18 protein-coding genes are annotated in these 18,597 nt (G+C 29.8%); 8 read left to right on the top strand and 10 right to left on the bottom strand.

Annotation, left to right across the window (positions count from 1 at the left end):
- The first annotated feature begins 22 nt into the window (after positions 1–22).
- From ACRCZX_RS04420 to ACRCZX_RS04385, 8 genes are all read left to right on the top strand, one after another.
- Positions 23–1,150 (top strand): aminotransferase class V-fold PLP-dependent enzyme, encoded by a 1,128-nt coding sequence (locus ACRCZX_RS04420; protein ID WP_438581733.1) that lies wholly within the window; start codon positions 23–25, stop codon positions 1,148–1,150.
- Positions 1,151–1,357: 207 nt separating this feature from the next.
- A complete protein-coding gene (pyrB, locus tag ACRCZX_RS04415; protein ID WP_438581732.1) occupies positions 1,358–2,422 on the top strand; it encodes an aspartate carbamoyltransferase in 1,065 nt (354 codons plus the stop codon).
- Between the two features lie 29 nt (positions 2,423–2,451).
- The gene (locus tag ACRCZX_RS04410; RefSeq protein ID WP_438581731.1) at positions 2,452–3,255 is read left to right on the top strand and encodes a dihydroorotate dehydrogenase electron transfer subunit; all 804 of its coding nucleotides are present in this window, start codon (positions 2,452–2,454) and stop codon (positions 3,253–3,255) included.
- A gap of 13 nt (positions 3,256–3,268) precedes the next feature.
- Positions 3,269–4,189, top strand: a complete 921-nt coding sequence (locus ACRCZX_RS04405) for a dihydroorotate dehydrogenase (RefSeq protein ID WP_438581730.1) — start codon at positions 3,269–3,271, stop codon at positions 4,187–4,189.
- 27 nt (positions 4,190–4,216) lie between these two features.
- On the top strand, positions 4,217–4,939 hold the full coding sequence (gene pyrF / locus ACRCZX_RS04400; RefSeq protein WP_438581729.1) for an orotidine-5'-phosphate decarboxylase: 723 nt from the start codon (positions 4,217–4,219) through the stop codon (positions 4,937–4,939).
- Positions 4,930–6,135 carry a dihydroorotase gene (locus ACRCZX_RS04395; RefSeq protein ID WP_438581728.1) on the top strand — a complete coding sequence of 402 codons (1,206 nt, stop codon included), beginning with the start codon at positions 4,930–4,932 and terminating at the stop codon, positions 6,133–6,135. Before pyrF ends, ACRCZX_RS04395 begins: the two co-directional genes overlap by 10 nt.
- Complete coding sequence (gene pyrE / locus ACRCZX_RS04390) at positions 6,128–6,751, top strand: orotate phosphoribosyltransferase (RefSeq protein WP_438581727.1); 624 nt, start codon at positions 6,128–6,130, stop codon at positions 6,749–6,751. The genes ACRCZX_RS04395 and pyrE overlap by 8 nt, the downstream gene beginning before the upstream one ends.
- A gap of 22 nt (positions 6,752–6,773) precedes the next feature.
- Complete coding sequence (locus ACRCZX_RS04385; RefSeq protein WP_438581726.1) at positions 6,774–7,964, top strand: pyridoxal phosphate-dependent aminotransferase; 1,191 nt, start codon at positions 6,774–6,776, stop codon at positions 7,962–7,964.
- Between the two features lie 28 nt (positions 7,965–7,992).
- Here ACRCZX_RS04385 and ACRCZX_RS04380 read toward each other — a convergent pair whose 3' ends face one another.
- From ACRCZX_RS04380 to galU, 10 genes are all read right to left on the bottom strand, one after another.
- The gene (locus tag ACRCZX_RS04380; RefSeq protein WP_438581725.1) at positions 7,993–9,225 is read right to left on the bottom strand and encodes an NAD(P)-dependent oxidoreductase; all 1,233 of its coding nucleotides are present in this window, start codon (positions 9,223–9,225) and stop codon (positions 7,993–7,995) included.
- A 54-nt stretch (positions 9,226–9,279) separates the two neighbouring features.
- Entirely contained in the window at positions 9,280–10,437 is a 1,158-nt protein-coding gene (locus ACRCZX_RS04375) for an iron-containing alcohol dehydrogenase (protein ID WP_438581724.1), read from the bottom strand.
- A gap of 65 nt (positions 10,438–10,502) precedes the next feature.
- Positions 10,503–10,868: a MerR family transcriptional regulator gene (locus tag ACRCZX_RS04370; RefSeq protein ID WP_438581723.1), complete on the bottom strand. Its 366-nt coding sequence runs from the start codon at positions 10,866–10,868 to the stop codon at positions 10,503–10,505.
- Positions 10,869–10,931: 63 nt separating this feature from the next.
- Positions 10,932–11,924 carry a 7-cyano-7-deazaguanine synthase gene (locus ACRCZX_RS04365; protein WP_438581722.1) on the bottom strand — a complete coding sequence of 331 codons (993 nt, stop codon included), beginning with the start codon at positions 11,922–11,924 and terminating at the stop codon, positions 10,932–10,934.
- An 18-nt stretch (positions 11,925–11,942) separates the two neighbouring features.
- A complete protein-coding gene (locus tag ACRCZX_RS04360; RefSeq protein ID WP_438581721.1) occupies positions 11,943–12,428 on the bottom strand; it encodes a cell division protein SepF in 486 nt (161 codons plus the stop codon).
- Positions 12,429–12,442: 14 nt separating this feature from the next.
- Positions 12,443–13,114 (bottom strand): YggS family pyridoxal phosphate-dependent enzyme, encoded by a 672-nt coding sequence (locus tag ACRCZX_RS04355; RefSeq protein WP_438581720.1) that lies wholly within the window; start codon positions 13,112–13,114, stop codon positions 12,443–12,445.
- A gap of 16 nt (positions 13,115–13,130) precedes the next feature.
- Positions 13,131–14,207, bottom strand: coding sequence for a radical SAM family heme chaperone HemW (gene hemW, locus ACRCZX_RS04350; RefSeq protein ID WP_438581719.1), 1,077 nt, complete (start codon positions 14,205–14,207; stop codon positions 13,131–13,133).
- A gap of 15 nt (positions 14,208–14,222) precedes the next feature.
- The gene (locus ACRCZX_RS04345; protein ID WP_438581718.1) at positions 14,223–15,914 is read right to left on the bottom strand and encodes a phospho-sugar mutase; all 1,692 of its coding nucleotides are present in this window, start codon (positions 15,912–15,914) and stop codon (positions 14,223–14,225) included.
- Positions 15,915–15,929: 15 nt separating this feature from the next.
- The gene (groL, locus tag ACRCZX_RS04340) at positions 15,930–17,543 is read right to left on the bottom strand and encodes a chaperonin GroEL (protein ID WP_438581717.1); all 1,614 of its coding nucleotides are present in this window, start codon (positions 17,541–17,543) and stop codon (positions 15,930–15,932) included.
- Positions 17,544–17,558: 15 nt separating this feature from the next.
- Complete coding sequence (gene galU, locus ACRCZX_RS04335; RefSeq protein ID WP_438581716.1) at positions 17,559–18,437, bottom strand: UTP--glucose-1-phosphate uridylyltransferase GalU; 879 nt, start codon at positions 18,435–18,437, stop codon at positions 17,559–17,561.
- Between the last annotated feature and the right edge of the window lie 160 nt (positions 18,438–18,597).

Below are 18,597 nucleotides of genomic sequence, written 5' to 3'. Positions count from 1 at the left end.
TTTTATTAAAAAAGGAGATGAAATGAAAGTATATTATTTTGATAATTCAGCTACGAGTTCTCCTAAACCAGAGATGGTTTATAGAATTGTAGACACAGCAATAAGAGAATATAGTGCTAATCCTGGAAGAGCAGGTCATAGAAAAGCTATTGAAGTTGGTAAAAAAATATATGAAGTAAGAGAGAAAGTAGCAATTTTTTTTGGTGTTAAAAATAGTTTAAATGTAGCTTTTACATCAAATGCAACAGAATCTTTAAATTTTGCGATAAAAGGTGCAATACCAAAAAGTTCACATGTGATAACTACGAATTTTGAGCACAATTCAGTTCTTAGACCTTTGTTTTATATGCAAGATGAAAAAGATGTTAAACTTACTTTTATTAATACGTATGAAGAACTAGAGAAAAATATAACTTCAAAAACAAAAGCAGTTGTGATAAATCATATATCAAATGTGAATGGAACGGTTCAAGATATAAAGAAAATTGGAGAAATTTGTAGAAAATATGGGATATTATTTATATTAGATGCTTCACAAAGTGCGGGTTATATAGATATAAATATGGAGAGAGATAATATTGATATTTTATGTTTGACAGGTCATAAATCTTTATTTGGAATACAAGGAATTGGTGCTATATGTTTGAAAGATGAAGTTAAAATCAAGCCGATTATAGAAGGAGGAACAGGAAGTTTTTCAAAGCTTTCAAGACAGCCAGAAGAGATGCCTGAAGTTTTAGAGGCTGGGACTTTAAATACGCCAGGAGTGATGAGTCTCGGTGCTGGAATTGATTTTATATCAGAGATTGGAATTCATAAAATAAAAGAGCATGAAGACAATTTAAGTCAAAAATTTATAAAAGGTTTGGAAAAAATAGAAAAAATAAAATTGTATAAAAGCCTTACAGGAGAGCAAGGACCAGTTATAAGTTTAAATATAGAAGGAATTGAGAGTGGAGACTTATCAACTATTTTAGATGAAGAGTTCAATATATTAGTTAGACCTGGTTTTCATTGCGCACCTTTGGCTCATAAAGCAATTGGGAGTTATGAAGTAGGAACTGTAAGATTTTCTTTTGGATTTTTTAATACTGAAGAAGAGTTAAATTTTATATTGGAAGCTTTAAAAAATATCGCTTTACAAATTTAAAATAGGATGTTATACTTTTGAAAGCATAAAAAATGAGGAGGATAAAAGTGAGAAAACTATTAAGTATTTTTGTATTGCAAAAGGAAAAAAAGAAAAATACATTGTTCTCATTATTTTTATCTTTTAATATTGATATATGGAGTAGAAGTTACAATAATTTGTAATTTCTATTCCTTTTTTTTTAAAGTTAACTTTTAAGGAGGAAAAATGAGAAATTTTATTTCAATGAAAGATTTTACAAAAGAGGATATTTTAGAGGTTTTAAGAGTAGCGAAAGAACTAGAAAATAAAAATGAAGAACTTTTAAGTAAGAAAATAATTGGAAGCTTATTTTTCGAACCATCAACAAGAACAAGGTTATCTTTTACATCAGCAGCATATAGATTAGGTGCAAAAGTTTTAGGCTTTGATTCACCTGATTCAAGCTCTTTAAAAAAGGGAGAAACTTTAAGAGATACAATAAAAATGACAGAAGCTTATTCAGATATAATAGTTATGAGACACAATAGAGATGGAGCAGCACGTTTTGCATCTGACATTTCAAAAGTTCCAGTTATTAATGCAGGAGATGGGTCAAATGAGCATCCAACTCAAACTCTTTTAGATTTATATACAATTGAAAAAGAGCTAGGAAGAATAGAAAATAAAAAAATAGCTTTTGTAGGTGATCTAAAAAATGGTAGAACAGTTCATTCATTGACGAAAGCCTTAGAGTTGTTTAATTGTGAATTTTACTTTATAGCACCAGAAATAATTCAAATACCTCAATATATAATAAGAGGAATGGAAAAAAAAGGAATAAAGTATCATATTAGTTCAGACTATAAAGCAGTTTTAAAAGAAATTGATGTTTTATATATGACAAGAATACAAAGGGAAAGATTTGAAAATATAGAAGATTATAAAAAAGTAGCGGGAACTTATATTATAGATAAAGAGAGTATTGTTGGGAAATGTAAATCTGAAATGATAATACTTCATCCTTTACCAAGAGTAGATGAAATAAAAATAGATTTAGATGATACAAAGCATGCTAAATACTTTGAACAAGCAGCAAATGGAGTTCCAACAAGAGCTGCAATTTTCTCAATAGCTTTGAATTTAGTAGAGGTATCTAAAAGTAAAGTAAAGAAAGTAGATATAAAAGAGTCTGAAAAAATAATTTGTAAAAATGAAAGATGTATAACAAAGTTTGAAGAAACTAATAATAAATATATAGTAGAAAAAGAGCATATGTATTGCTATTACTGTAATAGGGATATAACAAAATAAAATATTAAGAATAGATTCGGGAGGAAAAAATGTTTTTAGAAGATTGTAAAGTATTGGAAAATTATAAAGTTGGTGAAGACTATTACTTAATGAAAATAGAATCTGATAAAGCTTCTCAACACTCAAAAGCTGGTCAGTTTTTTATGATAAAGTTAAAAAATGAGATAAGAATTTTAAGAAGACCTATAAGCCTTCACTATGCAGATAAAGATAGAAACATTTTAGAGTTTTATTATGAAGTTAAGGGTGGAGGAACAAAAGAGTTTGCAGCTCTCAAAAGTGGAGATAATTTAAATATTCAAGGACCACTAGGAACAGGTTTTACAACTGAATTAAAAGATAAAAAATGTGTAGTTGTTGGAGGGGGAATGGGTATAGCTCCTACCAAACTACTGATAGACAAATTAAAAAAAGAAAATGAAGTAATATTTATTGCAGGTGGTAGAAGTAAAGAAGCTTTAAATATACTTCAAAACTTAAACTTAGATGGAGTAAAGATTTATATAACAACTGATGATGGTTCTTTAGGGGAAAAAGGAAACGTAGTAACAGTTTTAAATAGAGTTTTAGCTGAAGAAAAAATTGATATAGTTCAAACTTGTGGGCCACATAAGATGATGGAGGCAGTTGCTGAAGTGTCGTTAAAAGCCAGTGTGTTTTGTGAAGTGTCACTAGAAGAAAGAATGGCTTGCGGAGTCAAAGCTTGTGTAGGTTGTTCAATAAAGACATTAGCAGGAATGAAAAAGGTTTGTCATGATGGACCAGTTTTTGATGCGAGCATAATAATAGATGTAAATCCAAAAGAAAATACAGGGTGTAATTGTGGAAAATAAGGGAGTGAGTAAAATGAATAGATTAAAAACTAACTTTTTAGGGAAAGATTTCAAAAATCCAATGGTAACATCATCAGGTTGTTTTGGATTTGGATTAGAGTATAAAGAATATTTTGATCCAAATGTTTTAGGTGGAATAGTTGTAAAGGGAATAACTATGGAACCTAGAGATGGAAATTATGGAACAAGAATAGCAGAAACTCCAGGTGGAATGTTAAATTGTGTAGGACTTGAAAATCCAGGAATTGATTATTTTGAAAATGTTATTGTAAAAGAGATCAAAGCTTCAGGAATAAATTCACCTATAATTGTAAATATAAATGGTAAAGTTATAGAAGACTACATAGAGATAGCTAAAAGAGTTGAGAAGATTCCAGAAGTTGATATGATTGAATTAAATATTTCGTGTCCAAATGTAAAAGATGGTGGAATGGCATTTGGAGCTAAACCAGAAGTAGCTGGAGCAGTAACAAAAGCAGTAAGAGCAGTGACTACAAAACCTCTAATAGTAAAACTATCACCAAATGTAACTGATATTGCACATATAGCAAAAGTTGTAGAAGAGAATGGTGCTGATGCAGTTTCTTTAATCAATACATTATTAGGAATGGCAATAGATATCAAAAAAAGAGCACCTGTATTAGGAAATACTTTTGGAGGATTCTCTGGTCCAGCAGTAAAGCCAGTTGCGTTAAGAATGGTATATCAAGTATATCAAAATATAAATATACCGATAGTCGGAATGGGTGGAATATCATCAACAGAAGATGCAATAGAATTTATGATGGCAGGAGCAACAATGGTATCGCTAGGGACAGGATTATTTACAAATCCAATTTTACCACTAGAAATAAAAGATGGATTAGAAAAGTTTTGTGAAGAAAATGGACTAGATAATATCGGAGAAATAATAGGAGCAGCACACACAAAATAGTAAATACATAAACTGAAGGAGGATAAAATGAATATTAAAGATAGATTAATAGTTGCATTGGATTACTCAAACATAGAGGATGCAAAAAATATAGTTGAGATTTTAGGCGATACAATTTCATTTTATAAAGTTGGATTAGAGCTATTTTTAAACTCAAAAGGAGAGATGGTAGATTATTTAACTAAAAAAGGAAAGAAAGTTTTTTTAGACCTAAAGTTTCATGATATTCCAAATACAACAACAATGGCATCATTATTTGCAGCAAAACAAAATGTATTTATGTTCAATGTTCATGCAAGTGGGGGAAAAGCTATGATGGAATCAGTAGCTAAAAAAGTTAAGGAAATAAATCCAGAGATTCTTTCAATAGCTGTAACAATTTTAACTAGTTTCTCAGAAGAGGGATTAAAAGAAACTTTCCAAAGTGAACTTTCGTTAAAAGATTTAGCTTTAAATTTAGCTAAATTAACTAAAGACTCAGGAATGGATGGAATAGTTTGTTCTCCTTGGGAAGCAAAAGCAATAAAAGATTTATGTGGTCAAAACTTTAAAACAGTTTGTCCAGGAGTTAGACCAAAGTGGTCTGTTGCTGATGATCAAGAAAGAATAATGACTCCTAAAGATGCAATGTTAAATGGTTGTGATTATTTAGTTGTGGGAAGACCAATTACTAAAAACGAAAACCCTGTACTAGCAGCTCAGAAAGTTCTAGATGAAATTGAAGAGGGAGTAAAAAATTTATGTTATTAAAAAATTGTAAAGTTTTATACAAAAATAAAGAGAGTATAAAAGATATTTTAGTAGCTGATGGAAAGATAGTTAAAGTATATAATTGTTCAGAGATAGAAGAGTTAGATATTGATGATATTATAGATGTCGATAACAACTGGGTTTTACCTGGAGTTATAGATGTTCATACTCACATGAGAGATCCAGGTCTTTGTTATAAAGAGGATTTTGAAACTGGAAGTAAAGCTTGTGCTAAAGGTGGAGTAACAACATTTATAGATATGCCAAATACAGTACCAAATACAACAACAAAGAAAATATTAGATGATAAAGAGATGAACTCTAAGAATAGGAGTTATGTTGATTATGGATTTCATTTTGGAGGAAGTAAGTTAGACAATAGTGGCGAGATAAGAAAAGTTAAAAATAGAGTAGCTTCAACTAAAATATTTCTGAATATGTCAACAGGTGATATGTTAGTAGAAGAAGATAAAGTTTTAGAAAATCTTTTTAAAGAATCAAAAATAGTTTCAGTTCATGCTGAAGAAGAAATGGTAGATAGAGCAATAGATTTAGCTAGAAGATTTAAAACCCCATTATATCTTTGCCATCTATCAAAAAAAAGTGAAGTAGAAAAATTAAGAGCAGCTAAAAAAGAAGGGTTAAAGATATATGGAGAAGTAGCACCACACCATTTATTTCTTAATTCATCTATGGCGAATTCATTGCTAATGATGAAACCAGAATTAAAAGAAAAATCAGATAATGAAGCACTTTGGTTAGGCTTACAAGACGGAACTATAGATACTATAGGAACAGATCATGCACCACATACTTTAGAAGAGAAAAATTTGAAAGTTACATATGGAATTCCAGGAGTTGAAAATTCATTAGAATTAATGTTAAAAGAACTCTATAAAAAATTAGATATGAAAACTTTACAAAATATTATGTCAAAAAATCCAGCAAAAATATTTGGAATAGAGAATAAAGGTAAATTAGAAATAGGATATGATGCTGATTTAGTAGTTGTAGATACAACAGCTAAAGAAACTATTAAGAATAAAGATATAGTTTCAAAGTGTTCGTGGACACCTTACGATGGAATTGTTGGAGGGGGAAAAGTACTTTCAACTATAGTTAGAGGTAAATTAGTTTATGATGGAAAAAACTTTATAGAAAAAATTGGAGAAGGAGTGAGTTATAAAAATGTCTAGAGAGAAGAATATAGCAAAATCATTATTAGGAACAGAAGCAGTTAGGTTAAGTGTTAAGGATCCATTCACATTTGTATCAGGAATTAAAAGTCCAATTTATTGTGATAATAGAAAAATGATAGGATTTCCTAAAGAAAGACAAGTAGTTGTAGATGCATTTATAGAAGTTTTAAAAGATAAAAACTTTGATATTGTTGCAGGTACAGCGACAGCAGGTATTCCTTGGGCAGCGTTTATAGCACAAGAGATGAATGTTCCAATGGCTTATATAAGAGGAGAAAAAAAGGCTCACGGTGCTGGAAGACAGATTGAGGGAGCTGAATTCGAGGGAAAAAAAGTTATAATAATAGAAGATTTAATTTCTACTGGCGGAAGTTCAATAAAAGCTGTAGCAGCAGCAAGAGAAGCAGGAGCTTTGGATGTAGAAGTTTTAGCTATATTCTCATATGAATTTGAAAAAGCTTATAAGAATTTTGAACAAGATTCAATTCCATGGACAACTCTTTCAAACTTTGCATCATTGATTAATGTTGCAACAGAAGAGAATTATATTGATTCAGAAGATGCAAAAGTTGCATTAAAGTGGAATAAAGCTCCAGATACTTGGGGAAAATAGTAAAAAAGTAAGGAGAATCAAAATGAAATTATCAAAAAAAGCACTAGAAATGAATTTTTCACCAATAAGAAAATTGATTCCTCTAGCTGATGCAGCAGAAGAAAAAGGAATAAAAGTATACAAGTTAAACATAGGACAGCCCAATGTAGTAACACCAGATTCATTTTTTGAAGGGTTACATAATTATAAAGAAAAAATTGTGAAATATTCACATTCTCAAGGAATTCCACAACTCTTAGAAAGTTTTGCTAAAAGTTATCAAAAGATGGGAATAAACATAGAAGAAAAAGATTTGTTAATAACTCAAGGTGGAAGTGAAGCTATACTTTTCGTTTTGATGGCTGTCTGTAATGAAGGAGATAATGTTTTAATACCAGAGCCTTTTTATTCAAATTATACAAGTTTTTGTCAACTTGCAGGAGCAGAGGTAATACCAATTGAAACAACAATTGAAACAAGTTTTCATTTACCATCAAAAGAAAAAATAGAATCTCTAATAAATGAAAAAACAAGAGCAATAATGTTATCAAATCCAGTAAATCCAACTGGAACTGTTTATACTAAAGATGAAATAAGAATGATAGCAGAAATTGCGAAAGAAAAAGATATATTTATAATAGCAGATGAAGTATATAGACAATTTGTATATGATGATATTCCATATACATCTTTTATGCAATTAGAAGATGTAGAAGATAGAGTTATATTGGTTGATAGTATATCAAAACACTATAGTGCTTGTGGAGCTAGAATAGGTCTTATAGCTAGTAAAAATATAGAATTGATGAATTGCATAATGAAGTTTAGTCAAGCTAGACTTTGTGTTTCAACAATAGAACAACATGCAGCAGCTAATTTAATTAATACAATGGATAATTATTTAGAAGATGTAAGAATGAAATATCAAAACAGAAGAGATTTATTATTCTCTTATCTAAATAGAATTCCAGGTGTTGTTTGTTACAAACCGCATGGAGCATTTTATGCATTTGCAAAATTACCAATAGATAATGCAGAGAGATTTGCAAAATGGTTATTAACAGATTATTCATATGAAAATCAAACTTTATTATTAGCACCAGGTCCTGGATTTTATCAAACCGCTGGAAAAGGTGAAAATGAAGTTAGATTCTCTTTCTGTACAAGTGTTGATGATATAGAAAACTCAATGATTATACTGAGAAGAGCTTTAGAAGAGTACAATAAACTTTAATATTCAAATAGAAAAAAGAGAAATTGATTTAAATCAATTTCTCTTTTCTTAATATATTATTGACCATATTTTTAGTATCATTGACAGCAGCAACGACAGTTTTAGGACCAGTAACAACATCTCCACATGAGAATACGTTAGTTAAAGTAGTCTCAAAATTGTCATCAACAACAATAGTTCCCCATTTTTCAGTACTGATTCTATCTTCAGATGAAACAATATTTTTTTTAGGTCCTTGGCTAACAGCAACAATAATTGAGTTATAAGAAATAGCAATATCACTATCTTCTAAAGTAATAAGGTTTCTTTTACCATATTCATCAATTTTTGATTCTGTTCTCAAGAATACCATTGTATCATCTAAAATTTCTTTTGGAGAGTAATAAAATTTAAAATCTATTCCATCCTCTTTAGCTTCAGCTATTTCAACTTTAGTAGCGGGCATATCTTCTTGAGCACGTCGATACATGATTGTAACGTCACTACCGAACCTTTTAGCAACTCTCGCAGCATCCATAGCAACGTTGCCACCGCCAATAACCAAAACTCTTTTACCGAGCCTATAAGACTCAGGAGAGACCAAATAGTTTATAGCATAATGAATATCTCCTTTTGTTTCTCCTTTTATTCTCATAGGTTTTGGATTCCAAACACCTGTTGTAATAATAATATATTTAAAACCATCATCCTTTAAATTTTGAATAGTGTGTGTCGGTCCAACTAAAGTATTATATTTTATTTTAACTCCAAGATTTAAAAGATATTCTTCAAAAGTATCTATAAGTTCCCTAGATAATCTAAAATCAGGAATTCCATATCTTAAAACCCCACCTAGTTTAGAAAAAGCTTCAAATATAGTTACGTTAAATCCTTCTTTGGCTAAAAGTATAGCAGAAGTTATACCAGCAGGTCCACCACCGATAATAGCAACATTGATATTATTTTTTTCTTTTTTCTTTGTAGGAAGATTTAAAAGATACTGAGAAGAAATTTCTTTTTCAATAAGTGGAAAATCTACAGGAGTATCTTTAATACCTTTAATACAATGTCCTTTACATTGTTCTTCATGAGGACAAACAATAGAACAAAATATAGATAAAGGGTTGTTGTAAAATAATACTTCACCAGCTTCAGATATTTTATTATCTTTAAACAGATTTATAATATGTGGTATATCCGTTGAGATAGGACAGTGTATTTTACAAAGTGGTTTTTTACAATTTAAGCATCGATGAGCTTCATTTATTAAATCTATTTTCAAAATTATCACCTCTTTAAAAAATGGCTGAGAATACATTCTCAGCCTCTAGTAATATTATAATGCTTTTTTAAGAATTTCTCTACTAATTTCTAAAGTTAAATCCTCTGTTTCAGAAAGAGCAGTTCTGTTATTATTCTCTAAAGCTTTAATAAGGTTTTCTATTTTATCTTCTGTTATTCCATAATCTGAAAGATGAGTCTTTACTCCAAGGTCTTCAAAGAATAAACGAGTTTTCTCGATAGCTAGTTCAATTTTTAAATCATCATTAGTCTCAACGATATTTAAAACACGTTCAGCATATTGAATTAGTTTAGCTTTCTTTTTTTCTTTTCTTACTTCCCAAATAGCTGGTTGTAAAATAGCAAGAGTTTTAGCGTGGTCAATACCAAACATTGCAGTAACCTCATGACCTATCATATGAGTAGTCCAATCTTGTGGAACTCCAGCACCAATTAATCCATTTAAAGCCATAGTAGCACACCAAACAAGATTTGCTCGAGCATCATAATTTGTAGGTTCTTCTATTGTAGTTTTTCCAATTTCTATTAAAGTTTTTAATATCCCTTCAGCAGTTCTATCTTGGAATCTAGCATCAGCGGGAAATGTAACATATTGTTCAACTGTATGGATAAATGTATCTATAATTCCATTAGCAACTTGAGTTACTGGAAGTGTAAAAGTTAAAGTTGGGTCAAGTATAGAGAACTTAGGGAAAGTAAACATACTAAAAACTGGAACCTTTAAATTTTTATGACTGATTACAGCTCCATTATTCATTTCAGAACCAGTAGCTGGAAGAGTCACAACAGTTCCCATAGGAATGGCAGAGTCAACAGGAGCTAAATTAAATTCAGGAGTTAACAAATCTAAGCAATTACCATCATATTTTGATGCTAAAGCTATAAATTTTGTACCATCCATAACAGAGCCACCACCAACTGCAAGAAGAAAATCAATATTTTTAGCTTTAATAATATCAACAGCTCTCATAAGAGTCTCATATTGTGGATTTGGTTCTATTCCTCCAAACTGAAATATCTCTCTTTCGGGAAGATTTTGAATAACTTTATCAAGAGTTCCAAACCTATTTACAGAACCACCACCAAAAGTAATTAAAACTTTAGCATTTTTAGGAACTAAAGAATCTAATTGGTCTAAAGTATCTTTACCAAAAACAATGTGAGTAGGGTTATAAAAATTAAAATTTAACATGAAATCGACCTCCTATTATTAGTTAATAAGATTATAAACCTTAGAGTCAACTCGAAGTCAATATATTATTTACAATTAGTTGAATTATTTTCATACCATTCAATTTTTAAGTCTAATTTTTTTAAATTATTATTTAGATCTTGAATTTTTTCAAGAATTTTCTTTCTATGTTCTAAAAGAATGTTCTTTCTTTCATCTTTAGTATGATCACCTTTTAAACTTAAATCAACGATTAATCTAATATCTTCAATTTTCATACCTGTATTTTTTAAACATTTGATAATCTCAATCCAAAAGATATCATCTTGTGTAAAATCTCTTACACCATTTTTATTTCTAGCAACATATGGCATCAATCCACATTTATCATAATATCTAATGGTATGAGAAGAAAGACCTACAATTTCAGAAACACTTTTAATAGTATACATAAATTTTTGCTCTCCTTATAATAAATTTAAAAAAACAGCTAAGAAAAATCTTAGCTGTTAAAATTACATTGTAATTTGGTATTCTTTTATTTTTTTTCCAAGAGATTCAAGATCAACAATTGGAATAGTGATATCATTATTGTTCATTAGGAAAGTAATTTCTTCATGACCTTTAATTTTAGAATATCTAGAGAAAAGATTAAGAGAGAATTCAATTTCTTCTTCTGAAAGCTCACCAAAACCAAGAATATGTGGTCCAGGGACTTCTTTTCCTCTAATAAATAAAGAACCGAAAGTTTTAAGTTCATCTATTTTAAGATTATCACTTTCTTCTCTTCCAACAATTAAATATTTTCCTTTCTCAAATCTAAAGAATCTTCCAACTTTTAGAAGATGGAATAAATTAGAATACTCATCTTCTAGAAGACCATCTTGCTCTAAAATTCGAAGTCTTTTTGAATAGCCAGGATCAGTTAAAAGACATCCACCACCAGGAGTAGGATAATCTACAAGACCAAATTTGTCCATCAATTCCATTTGTATTTTTCTACTTCTTCCTTCAATATCAAGAAGTTTAGTTCTATCAACCCATCCTAATTTTTCAGGTTCACTTTCAGGTAAAAGTTTAGCTGATAATGGTCTCACAATAAGATTTTCAAGACCAGGTGAAAGAGCTTTAACTTTTTCTAAAGCTTGATAATTTTGAGACATAGGTCTTTGACCAAGAACTTCACCAGATATAATGAAAGAAGCTCCAAATTTTTTAAGAAGATCTCCAGCAGTTTTAAACATTAATGCATGACAATCTATACATGGATTCATATTCTTACCACGTCCATGTACTGGATTTTTTAAAATTTCAGTATGTACATGACTAAAGTTAACATACTCTAATTGAACTCCAAGTTGTTTTGCCATATTCTCGGCTTTTTCATCTTTCCCACCAAAGAAGTGAGAAACAAAATTAAGGGCAATAACTTCAATCCCTTGATCTTTTACAATTTTTATTGCTAGAGCACTGTCAAGTCCTCCAGAAAAAAGTGCTAATGCTTTCATTTTATTAACCTCCATCAATTATTCGTGGTCAATATCTAAAAAAGTATTTTGTTTTAAATCATTTCTTCCGTCATAAAGGAAGTTGATATTTTTAGGAACAGATGTAAATACATTTTTACTAATAGGAATCCATTTAGCTTCTTTTATATTAATAGCCCCACTTAAGAAATCAATTATTCTTTGAGCATCTTTTCCATGTACATTTTCTAGATTTAGTGTAACCACTTTATCATTCTTTATATAATCTGCAATTTTTCTACATTCACCAAAACTCTTAGGATTAACAAATATAGTTTGGCAATTTTCTTCTGCTGTATTTTGAGTAGGTTTTTTAACCTCTTCTTTAATAACTACATTATCAAAAGGAAAACCTGGTTTTTCAAGAGTATTAGAAGTAATAGGTGCAGTAACTATCACGTCCTCTTCATTTTCTTCTGGATCAAATGTAAGTCCAAGACTATCAGTAAAATCTCTAAAAGAATTTTTAAATTTATTAATTTTCATTTAAACCTCCGTAATTACTCAAATATTTTAGTACCAATTCTTATAAAAGTTGCACCCTCTTCTAGAGCTATTTTATAATCGTTACTCATGCCCATAGAGAGTTCAGTTAATGTATCATTGAAATAAAGAATATTTAGTTCATCTTTTAATTCTCTTAATTTTTTAAATCCATCTCTAATTAAGTCATCATTATAATTGTATGGAGCCATAGTCATAAATCCTTTAATATTTATATTTTTTAACTCTAAAAGAAAAGGAATATCATTTAAAAAATCAGTATAAATATATCCTTCTTTATTATTTTCTTCAAATAAATTAATTTCAATTAACACATCAATTTTTCTATTGTGCTCTTGAGCTCTTTTATTAATCTCTAAAGCTAGAGAAAGTTTATTAACAGAATGTATCATATCTATAAAAGAAGCAATATATTTAACTTTATTTTTTTGAAGATTTCCAATAAAATGCCATTCATGTTTTAAATTAAAATGGAGAAGATCTTCATATTTTTTAGTTAAAACTTGTACTTTGTTTTCACCTAAAAGATATGCACCACTTTCTAAAACTTCTTTTATAATTGTAGTATTAACATATTTTGTTACAGAAATCAAATTAACTTTCTCAGGATGTGGCGAGTATTTTTTTATATCAAGTGTGATATTGTTAATATTTTCTGAAATGCTCACAAAGTCCTCCTAATATTTAAATAAATTTATCAAAAACATCATTGGCCATAAGAACACCTTTTTGAGATAAAGTATATTTTAAAGAGTTTTTTAACAAAAACCCATCTTGAACTAATTTATCACAAATATCTATATATTTTCCTCTTGGAATAATTCCATCTGGTATAATTCTTAAACCTAAAATATATTCATAAATTTCTTTTTCATCTTTGTTGACAAATTCTTCTTCTAAGATTGGTTTAACACCATTAAGTATTTTACCATAATATTCAGGAAAATTTAAGATGTTTTTGTATCTAATATTTTCAAAGTAACCAGAAGCACCAATACCAATACCAAAATACTCTTCATTTTTCCAATATTTAGTATTGTGTATAGCTCTTTTTTGCGGTAAAGAAAAATTAGAAATTTCATAATGAATGTATCCATTATTATGAGCAGATTCAATAATTGTTTCATACATAGAAGCTTCTAAATCGTTGTCAGTCTCTTTGTATATTCCTGCTTTTAGTTTTTCAAAAAAATTTGTTCCCTCTTCCCAAATTAAAGAGTAGATAGAAAAGTGTTCAGGCTTCAATAAGAAGAGATGGTTTAAATCACTTTTTAAATCTTCTAAAGTTTGATTTGGTAGAGAGAACATTAAATCTAAACTAATATTATCAAACCCAGCTTTTCTAGCTAGAAAAAAAGCTTCTTCTCCTTCAGAAGAAGAGTGCAATCTACCTAGAAGCTTCAGTTTTTCATCATTGAAACTTTGAATGCCAATACTAACTCTATTAATCCCAGCAGCTTTGAAAAGTTTAAACTTTTCAAAGTTTACTGTTTTAGGATTAACTTCAAGAGTAATTTCAGCGCCCTCTTTTAAATTTAAATTGGATATAATTCTACTAACTTGTTCAGGTGTTAGTAAAGAGGGAGTACCCCCACCAAAATAAACTGTTTCAAGAGGTAATTTAGGATACATTTCAATCTCTTTAATAAGTGAATCTACGTATTTATTTCTTTCTTCTAGAGTAGATTTGAAAGATAAAAAGTCACAGTAGTTACACTTATTTAAGCAGAAAGGAATATGTATATACATTCCACTAAGCATAAGTTCCTCCAAGGTTTAATCAACAAAAGCTTCGAAAGCCTTCATAGATTTTGCTAATTTTTCATCAGCTTCTTTTTCTGTTGTTCCAACAACACAGAAATAATATTTGATTTTTGGTTCTGTTCCAGAAGGTCTAGCAGTTATATATGTATTGTCTTCTAATACAAATTGAACAACATCAGATTTAGGTAAACCATTGTATCCAGTATTAAAATCTCTTTTTGAAATAACATTTTGTCCAATTAAAGATTTGTTGATATTAGTTCTTAGACTTGACATTATTTTAGAGATAGCTTCAACTCCATCTTTTCCTTTTTTAGTAACAGCAATAATACCTTCTCTGTAGTAACCAAATTTTTCATATAATTTTTTTAACTCTTTAGAGATAGATGATTCAATACTGTTGTAGTAAGCAGCCATTTCAGCAATAAGAAGAGTTGATACAACAGCATCTTTATCTCTAGCATGAGTTCCTACAAGGTATCCATATGATTCTTCAAATCCCATAAGGAATGTAGCATCATATTTGTCCTCTTCAAATTCTCTTATTTTTTCTCCAATGAATTTAAATCCTGTTAAAGTTCTAAAAATTTGAATTCCCTTCTCTTTTGCAACATCATCGAGCATCGGAGTAGAAACAACTGTTGATATAACAGCACCATTTTTAGGTAGATTTTTTTTATTCTCTAAAATATAATTCATTAGCAAAAGTCCAATTTGGTTTCCATTTGGATAAATCCAAGTTCCATTTTCATCTTTTACAGCAACTCCAATTCTATCTGCATCAGGATCATTAGCCATACAAATTTCAGAACCAATTTTATCAGCTAATTCAATGCTAAGCTTAAATACAGCAGGATCTTCTGGATTTGCATAAGAACATGTAGGGAAGTTTCCATCAGGGGCTTCTTGCTCAGGAACAATATAGATTGATTTAAATCCAGTTTCTTCAAAAACTCTTTTTACAGGTCTTCCACCAGTTCCATGTAATGGAGAATAAACTATTTTAAAATCATCTTTGCCAGGAATTTCATTATGAATAATTTGAGTTTTAACAGCTTCAATAAAATTAGTATCCATTTCTTCTGAAATATAATGAAGAAGACCATTTTGGACAGCTAATTCTTTACTAATAAGCTTTATATCTTTGAATGAATTAATATTACTAACATTATTAACTACACCACTAGCTTGGGGTTCGATAATTTGACAACCATCATTCCAGTAAACTTTGTATCCATTGTATTCTTGTGGATTATGAGACGCAGTTACTACAATTCCAGCTATACATTTTAATTCTCTAACAGCAAAAGAAAGTTCAGGAGTTGATCTTAAAGACTTAAATAAATAAGCTTTAATTCCATTTCCAGCTAAAACTAATGCAGAGTTTAAAGCATACTCTTCAGAACCAATCCTACAGTCGTATGCAATTGCTACACCCATACTTTTAGCTTCTTCACCAGCAGCCTCAAGAATGTAGTTAGAAAGACCTTGGGTAGCTTTTCTAATAGTATATTTATTAATTCTATTAATGCCTACTCCCCTAACTCCTCTCATTCCACCAGTACCAAAAGAAAGATTTGTATAGAATCTATCTTCAATCTCTTTTTCATTATTTTTAATACTTTCTAAATCCTGTCTGTCCTGTAAATCAATGTAATCTGAATTTAACCAATTGTTGTAGTTTTCTAATGTAAATTTATCCATTTTTAAAGCCTCCCCTTATATATTATCCCCCATATTAGAGTTTGAATTTTCACTAATAGGTTGTTTTTTATTTGCAATAATAACTTCAGTAGTTAAAATTAAAGCAGCAATAGATGTAGCATTTTGTAAAGCTGAACGAGTTACTTTAGTAGGATCAATAATTCCATTATCAATCATATTAACATATTCTTCAGTAGCAGCATTTAAACCAAATCCATTTGCTAAATTTTTAACTTTCTCTAAAACAACGCCACCATCTAAACCAGCATTAATAGCAATCTGTTTTAATGGAGTAACTAGAGCTTTTTTTAATATTTCAGCTCCAATCCCCTCTTCTCCATCTAATATAAAACTTTTCATTTCATCAGCAATTTCAGCAAGAGCAACACCACCACCAGAGATAACTCCCTCTTCAATAGCAGCTCTAGTTGCATTTAAAGCATCCTCTATTCTAAGTTTTTTTTCTTTCATTTCAACTTCAGTAGCAGCTCCAACTTTAATGATAGCAACACCACCAGAAAGTTTTGCTAATCTTTCTTGAAGTTTTTCTTTATCATAATCTGAATCAATTAAAGAAAGTTGGTTTTTAATCTGTAAAACTCTATTTTGTAAATCATCAATATTACTAAATCCATCAATAATAACAGTAGAATCTTTTGTAACCTTAATTTTTTTAGCTCTTCCTAAGTGAACTAAATCAGTTTCTTCAATTTTCATACCTTTTTCTTCTGAAATAACAATACCGCCAGTTAAAATAGCAATATCTTCGAGCATAGCTTTCCTTCTATCTCCAAAAGCAGGAGCTTTAACACCAGTTACATTAAGTGTACCTCGAATCTTATTTAAAACTAGTGTAGCTAAAGCTTCACCATCTAAGTCATCAGCTATAATAAGTAAAGGTTTAGATGTTTGAACTGTTTTTTCTAGAAGAGGAAGTAATTCTTTCATAGTAGATATTTTTTTATCAGTAATTAAGATATATGGATTCTCTAAAATAGCTTCCATTCTTTCAGAATTAGTTACCATATATGGAGAAAGATATCCTTTCTCAAATTCCATTCCTTCAACAACATCTAAAGAAGTATCCAATGAACGAGCTTCTTCAACACTTATAACACCAGTTTCCCCAACTTTCTCCATAGCTTTAGCTATTAGAATTCCAATTTCTTCATCACCAGCAGAAATTGCTGCAACTTGTGAAATTTCACTATTTGATTGAACTTTTTTAGATTTACTTATAAGTAATTCAACAGCTTTTTTAGTAGCTTTTTCAATTCCTTTTTTTACAAAAATAGGATTAGCTCCAGCAGAAACCATTTTAAGTCCCTCTTTAACGATAGCTTGGGCTAAGATAGTTGCTGTGGTTGTACCATCTCCAGCAACATCATTAGCTTTACTAGCTACTTCTTTTATAAGTTGAGCGCCCATATTTTCAAAAGGATCATCTAGTTCAATCTCTTTGGCTATAGAAACACCATCATTTGTAATAAGAGGAGGTCCATATGCTTTTTCTAAAACCACATTTCTTCCTCTAGGTCCTAAAGTTATTTTAACAGCATCAGCTAAAATATTAACTCCATTTTCGAGTTTTTTTCGTGCTTCTGCATTAAATTTTAATAATTTAGCCATGAAAAAAAACCTCCATTAAAACTTGATTTCCTCTTTTAAATACTTCATAAGGTCATCTTTAGTTTCTTCATTTCTAAGTCCGAATTCGATATTAGCCTTTAAAAGGCCAATTTTATTTCCGATATCATATCTTTTACCTTCGAAAGTATGTGCTAGAACTTTTTTATTGTCGTTTAGCATCTGTAAAATTGCATCAGTAAGTTGTATTTCTCCACCTTTTCCAGGAATAGTCGCTTCTAAGTATTTAAAAATATCACCATCTAAAAGATATCTTCCAAGACATGCTAAATTAGAAGGAGCTTCTTCTAATGAAGGTTTTTCAATAAAATCTACCATTTCAACTGTATTCTTATCAAGAATAGTTGAAGGTTTAACAATTCCATATTTAGATACATCATCGTTGTTTACTTCTTGTACTCCAACAACACTAGAACCATATTTTTCATAAACATCAATTAGTTGTTTAGCAACAGGAGCACCAGGATTATAAACAATATCATCTCCTAGAGCTATAATAAAAGGTTCGTCACCAATAAATGATTTTGCTTTTAAAATAGCGTGCCCTAGACCTAAAGGATGATTTTGTCTAACATAATAAATATTAGCCATACTTGAAATATCATCAATTTTTTTTAAAAGCTCTACTTTACCATCTCTTTGAAGAGTATTTTCAAGCTCAAAAGAAAAGTCGAAATGATCTTCAATAGAATTTTTATTTCTTCCAGTAACAATAACAATATCTGTAATTCCAGATTCTACAAGCTCCTCTACAATATATTGCAATGATGGTTTGTCAACAATAACAAGCATTTCTTTCGGTTGAGCTTTTGTTGCAGGTAAAACTCTAGTCCCTAAACCAGCTGCAGGTATAACAGCTTTTGTAACTTTTTTCATCAATGAATCCCCCTAAAAAATTATTGTTTCTGTTAACTTAAAAATTATTGAAACTACTCTAATCCTTTGAGGTATAATAGTTATTCAAACAACCAATATTCCCCCCAAGAAAGGAGCAGTTTTTAACTATGTATATTAATAATATCTCTTGTCCTCGTTG

The organism is Cetobacterium sp., from assembly GCF_051658645.1.
Classification (GTDB): Bacteria; Fusobacteriota; Fusobacteriia; order Fusobacteriales; family Fusobacteriaceae; genus Cetobacterium_A.
The sequence above is the reverse complement of the archived record's forward strand: the minus strand, read 5'-3'. Positions and strand labels throughout refer to the sequence as shown.

Excerpts from the sequence above, each read along its gene's own strand:
- ACRCZX_RS04385 (WP_438581726.1), top strand. The coding sequence starts at position 6,774 with ATGAAATTATCAAAAAAAGCACTAGAAATGAATTTTTCACCAATAAGA.
- pyrB (WP_438581732.1), top strand. The coding sequence starts at position 1,358 with ATGAGAAATTTTATTTCAATGAAAGATTTTACAAAAGAGGATATTTTA.
- ACRCZX_RS04375 (WP_438581724.1), bottom strand. The coding sequence starts at position 10,437 with ATGTTAAATTTTAATTTTTATAACCCTACTCACATTGTTTTTGGTAAA.
- hemW (WP_438581719.1), bottom strand. The coding sequence starts at position 14,207 with ATGCTTAGTGGAATGTATATACATATTCCTTTCTGCTTAAATAAGTGT.
- ACRCZX_RS04410 (WP_438581731.1), top strand. The coding sequence starts at position 2,452 with ATGTTTTTAGAAGATTGTAAAGTATTGGAAAATTATAAAGTTGGTGAA.
- ACRCZX_RS04395 (WP_438581728.1), top strand. The coding sequence starts at position 4,930 with ATGTTATTAAAAAATTGTAAAGTTTTATACAAAAATAAAGAGAGTATA.
- groL (WP_438581717.1), bottom strand. The coding sequence starts at position 17,543 with ATGGCTAAATTATTAAAATTTAATGCAGAAGCACGAAAAAAACTCGAA.
- pyrE (WP_438581727.1), top strand. The coding sequence starts at position 6,128 with ATGTCTAGAGAGAAGAATATAGCAAAATCATTATTAGGAACAGAAGCA.
- ACRCZX_RS04420 (WP_438581733.1), top strand. The coding sequence starts at position 23 with ATGAAAGTATATTATTTTGATAATTCAGCTACGAGTTCTCCTAAACCA.
- ACRCZX_RS04345 (WP_438581718.1), bottom strand. The coding sequence starts at position 15,914 with ATGGATAAATTTACATTAGAAAACTACAACAATTGGTTAAATTCAGAT.
- galU (WP_438581716.1), bottom strand. The coding sequence starts at position 18,437 with ATGAAAAAAGTTACAAAAGCTGTTATACCTGCAGCTGGTTTAGGGACT.
- pyrF (WP_438581729.1), top strand. The coding sequence starts at position 4,217 with ATGAATATTAAAGATAGATTAATAGTTGCATTGGATTACTCAAACATA.
- ACRCZX_RS04365 (WP_438581722.1), bottom strand. The coding sequence starts at position 11,924 with ATGAAAGCATTAGCACTTTTTTCTGGAGGACTTGACAGTGCTCTAGCA.
- ACRCZX_RS04360 (WP_438581721.1), bottom strand. The coding sequence starts at position 12,428 with ATGAAAATTAATAAATTTAAAAATTCTTTTAGAGATTTTACTGATAGT.
- ACRCZX_RS04370 (WP_438581723.1), bottom strand. The coding sequence starts at position 10,868 with ATGTATACTATTAAAAGTGTTTCTGAAATTGTAGGTCTTTCTTCTCAT.
- ACRCZX_RS04405 (WP_438581730.1), top strand. The coding sequence starts at position 3,269 with ATGAATAGATTAAAAACTAACTTTTTAGGGAAAGATTTCAAAAATCCA.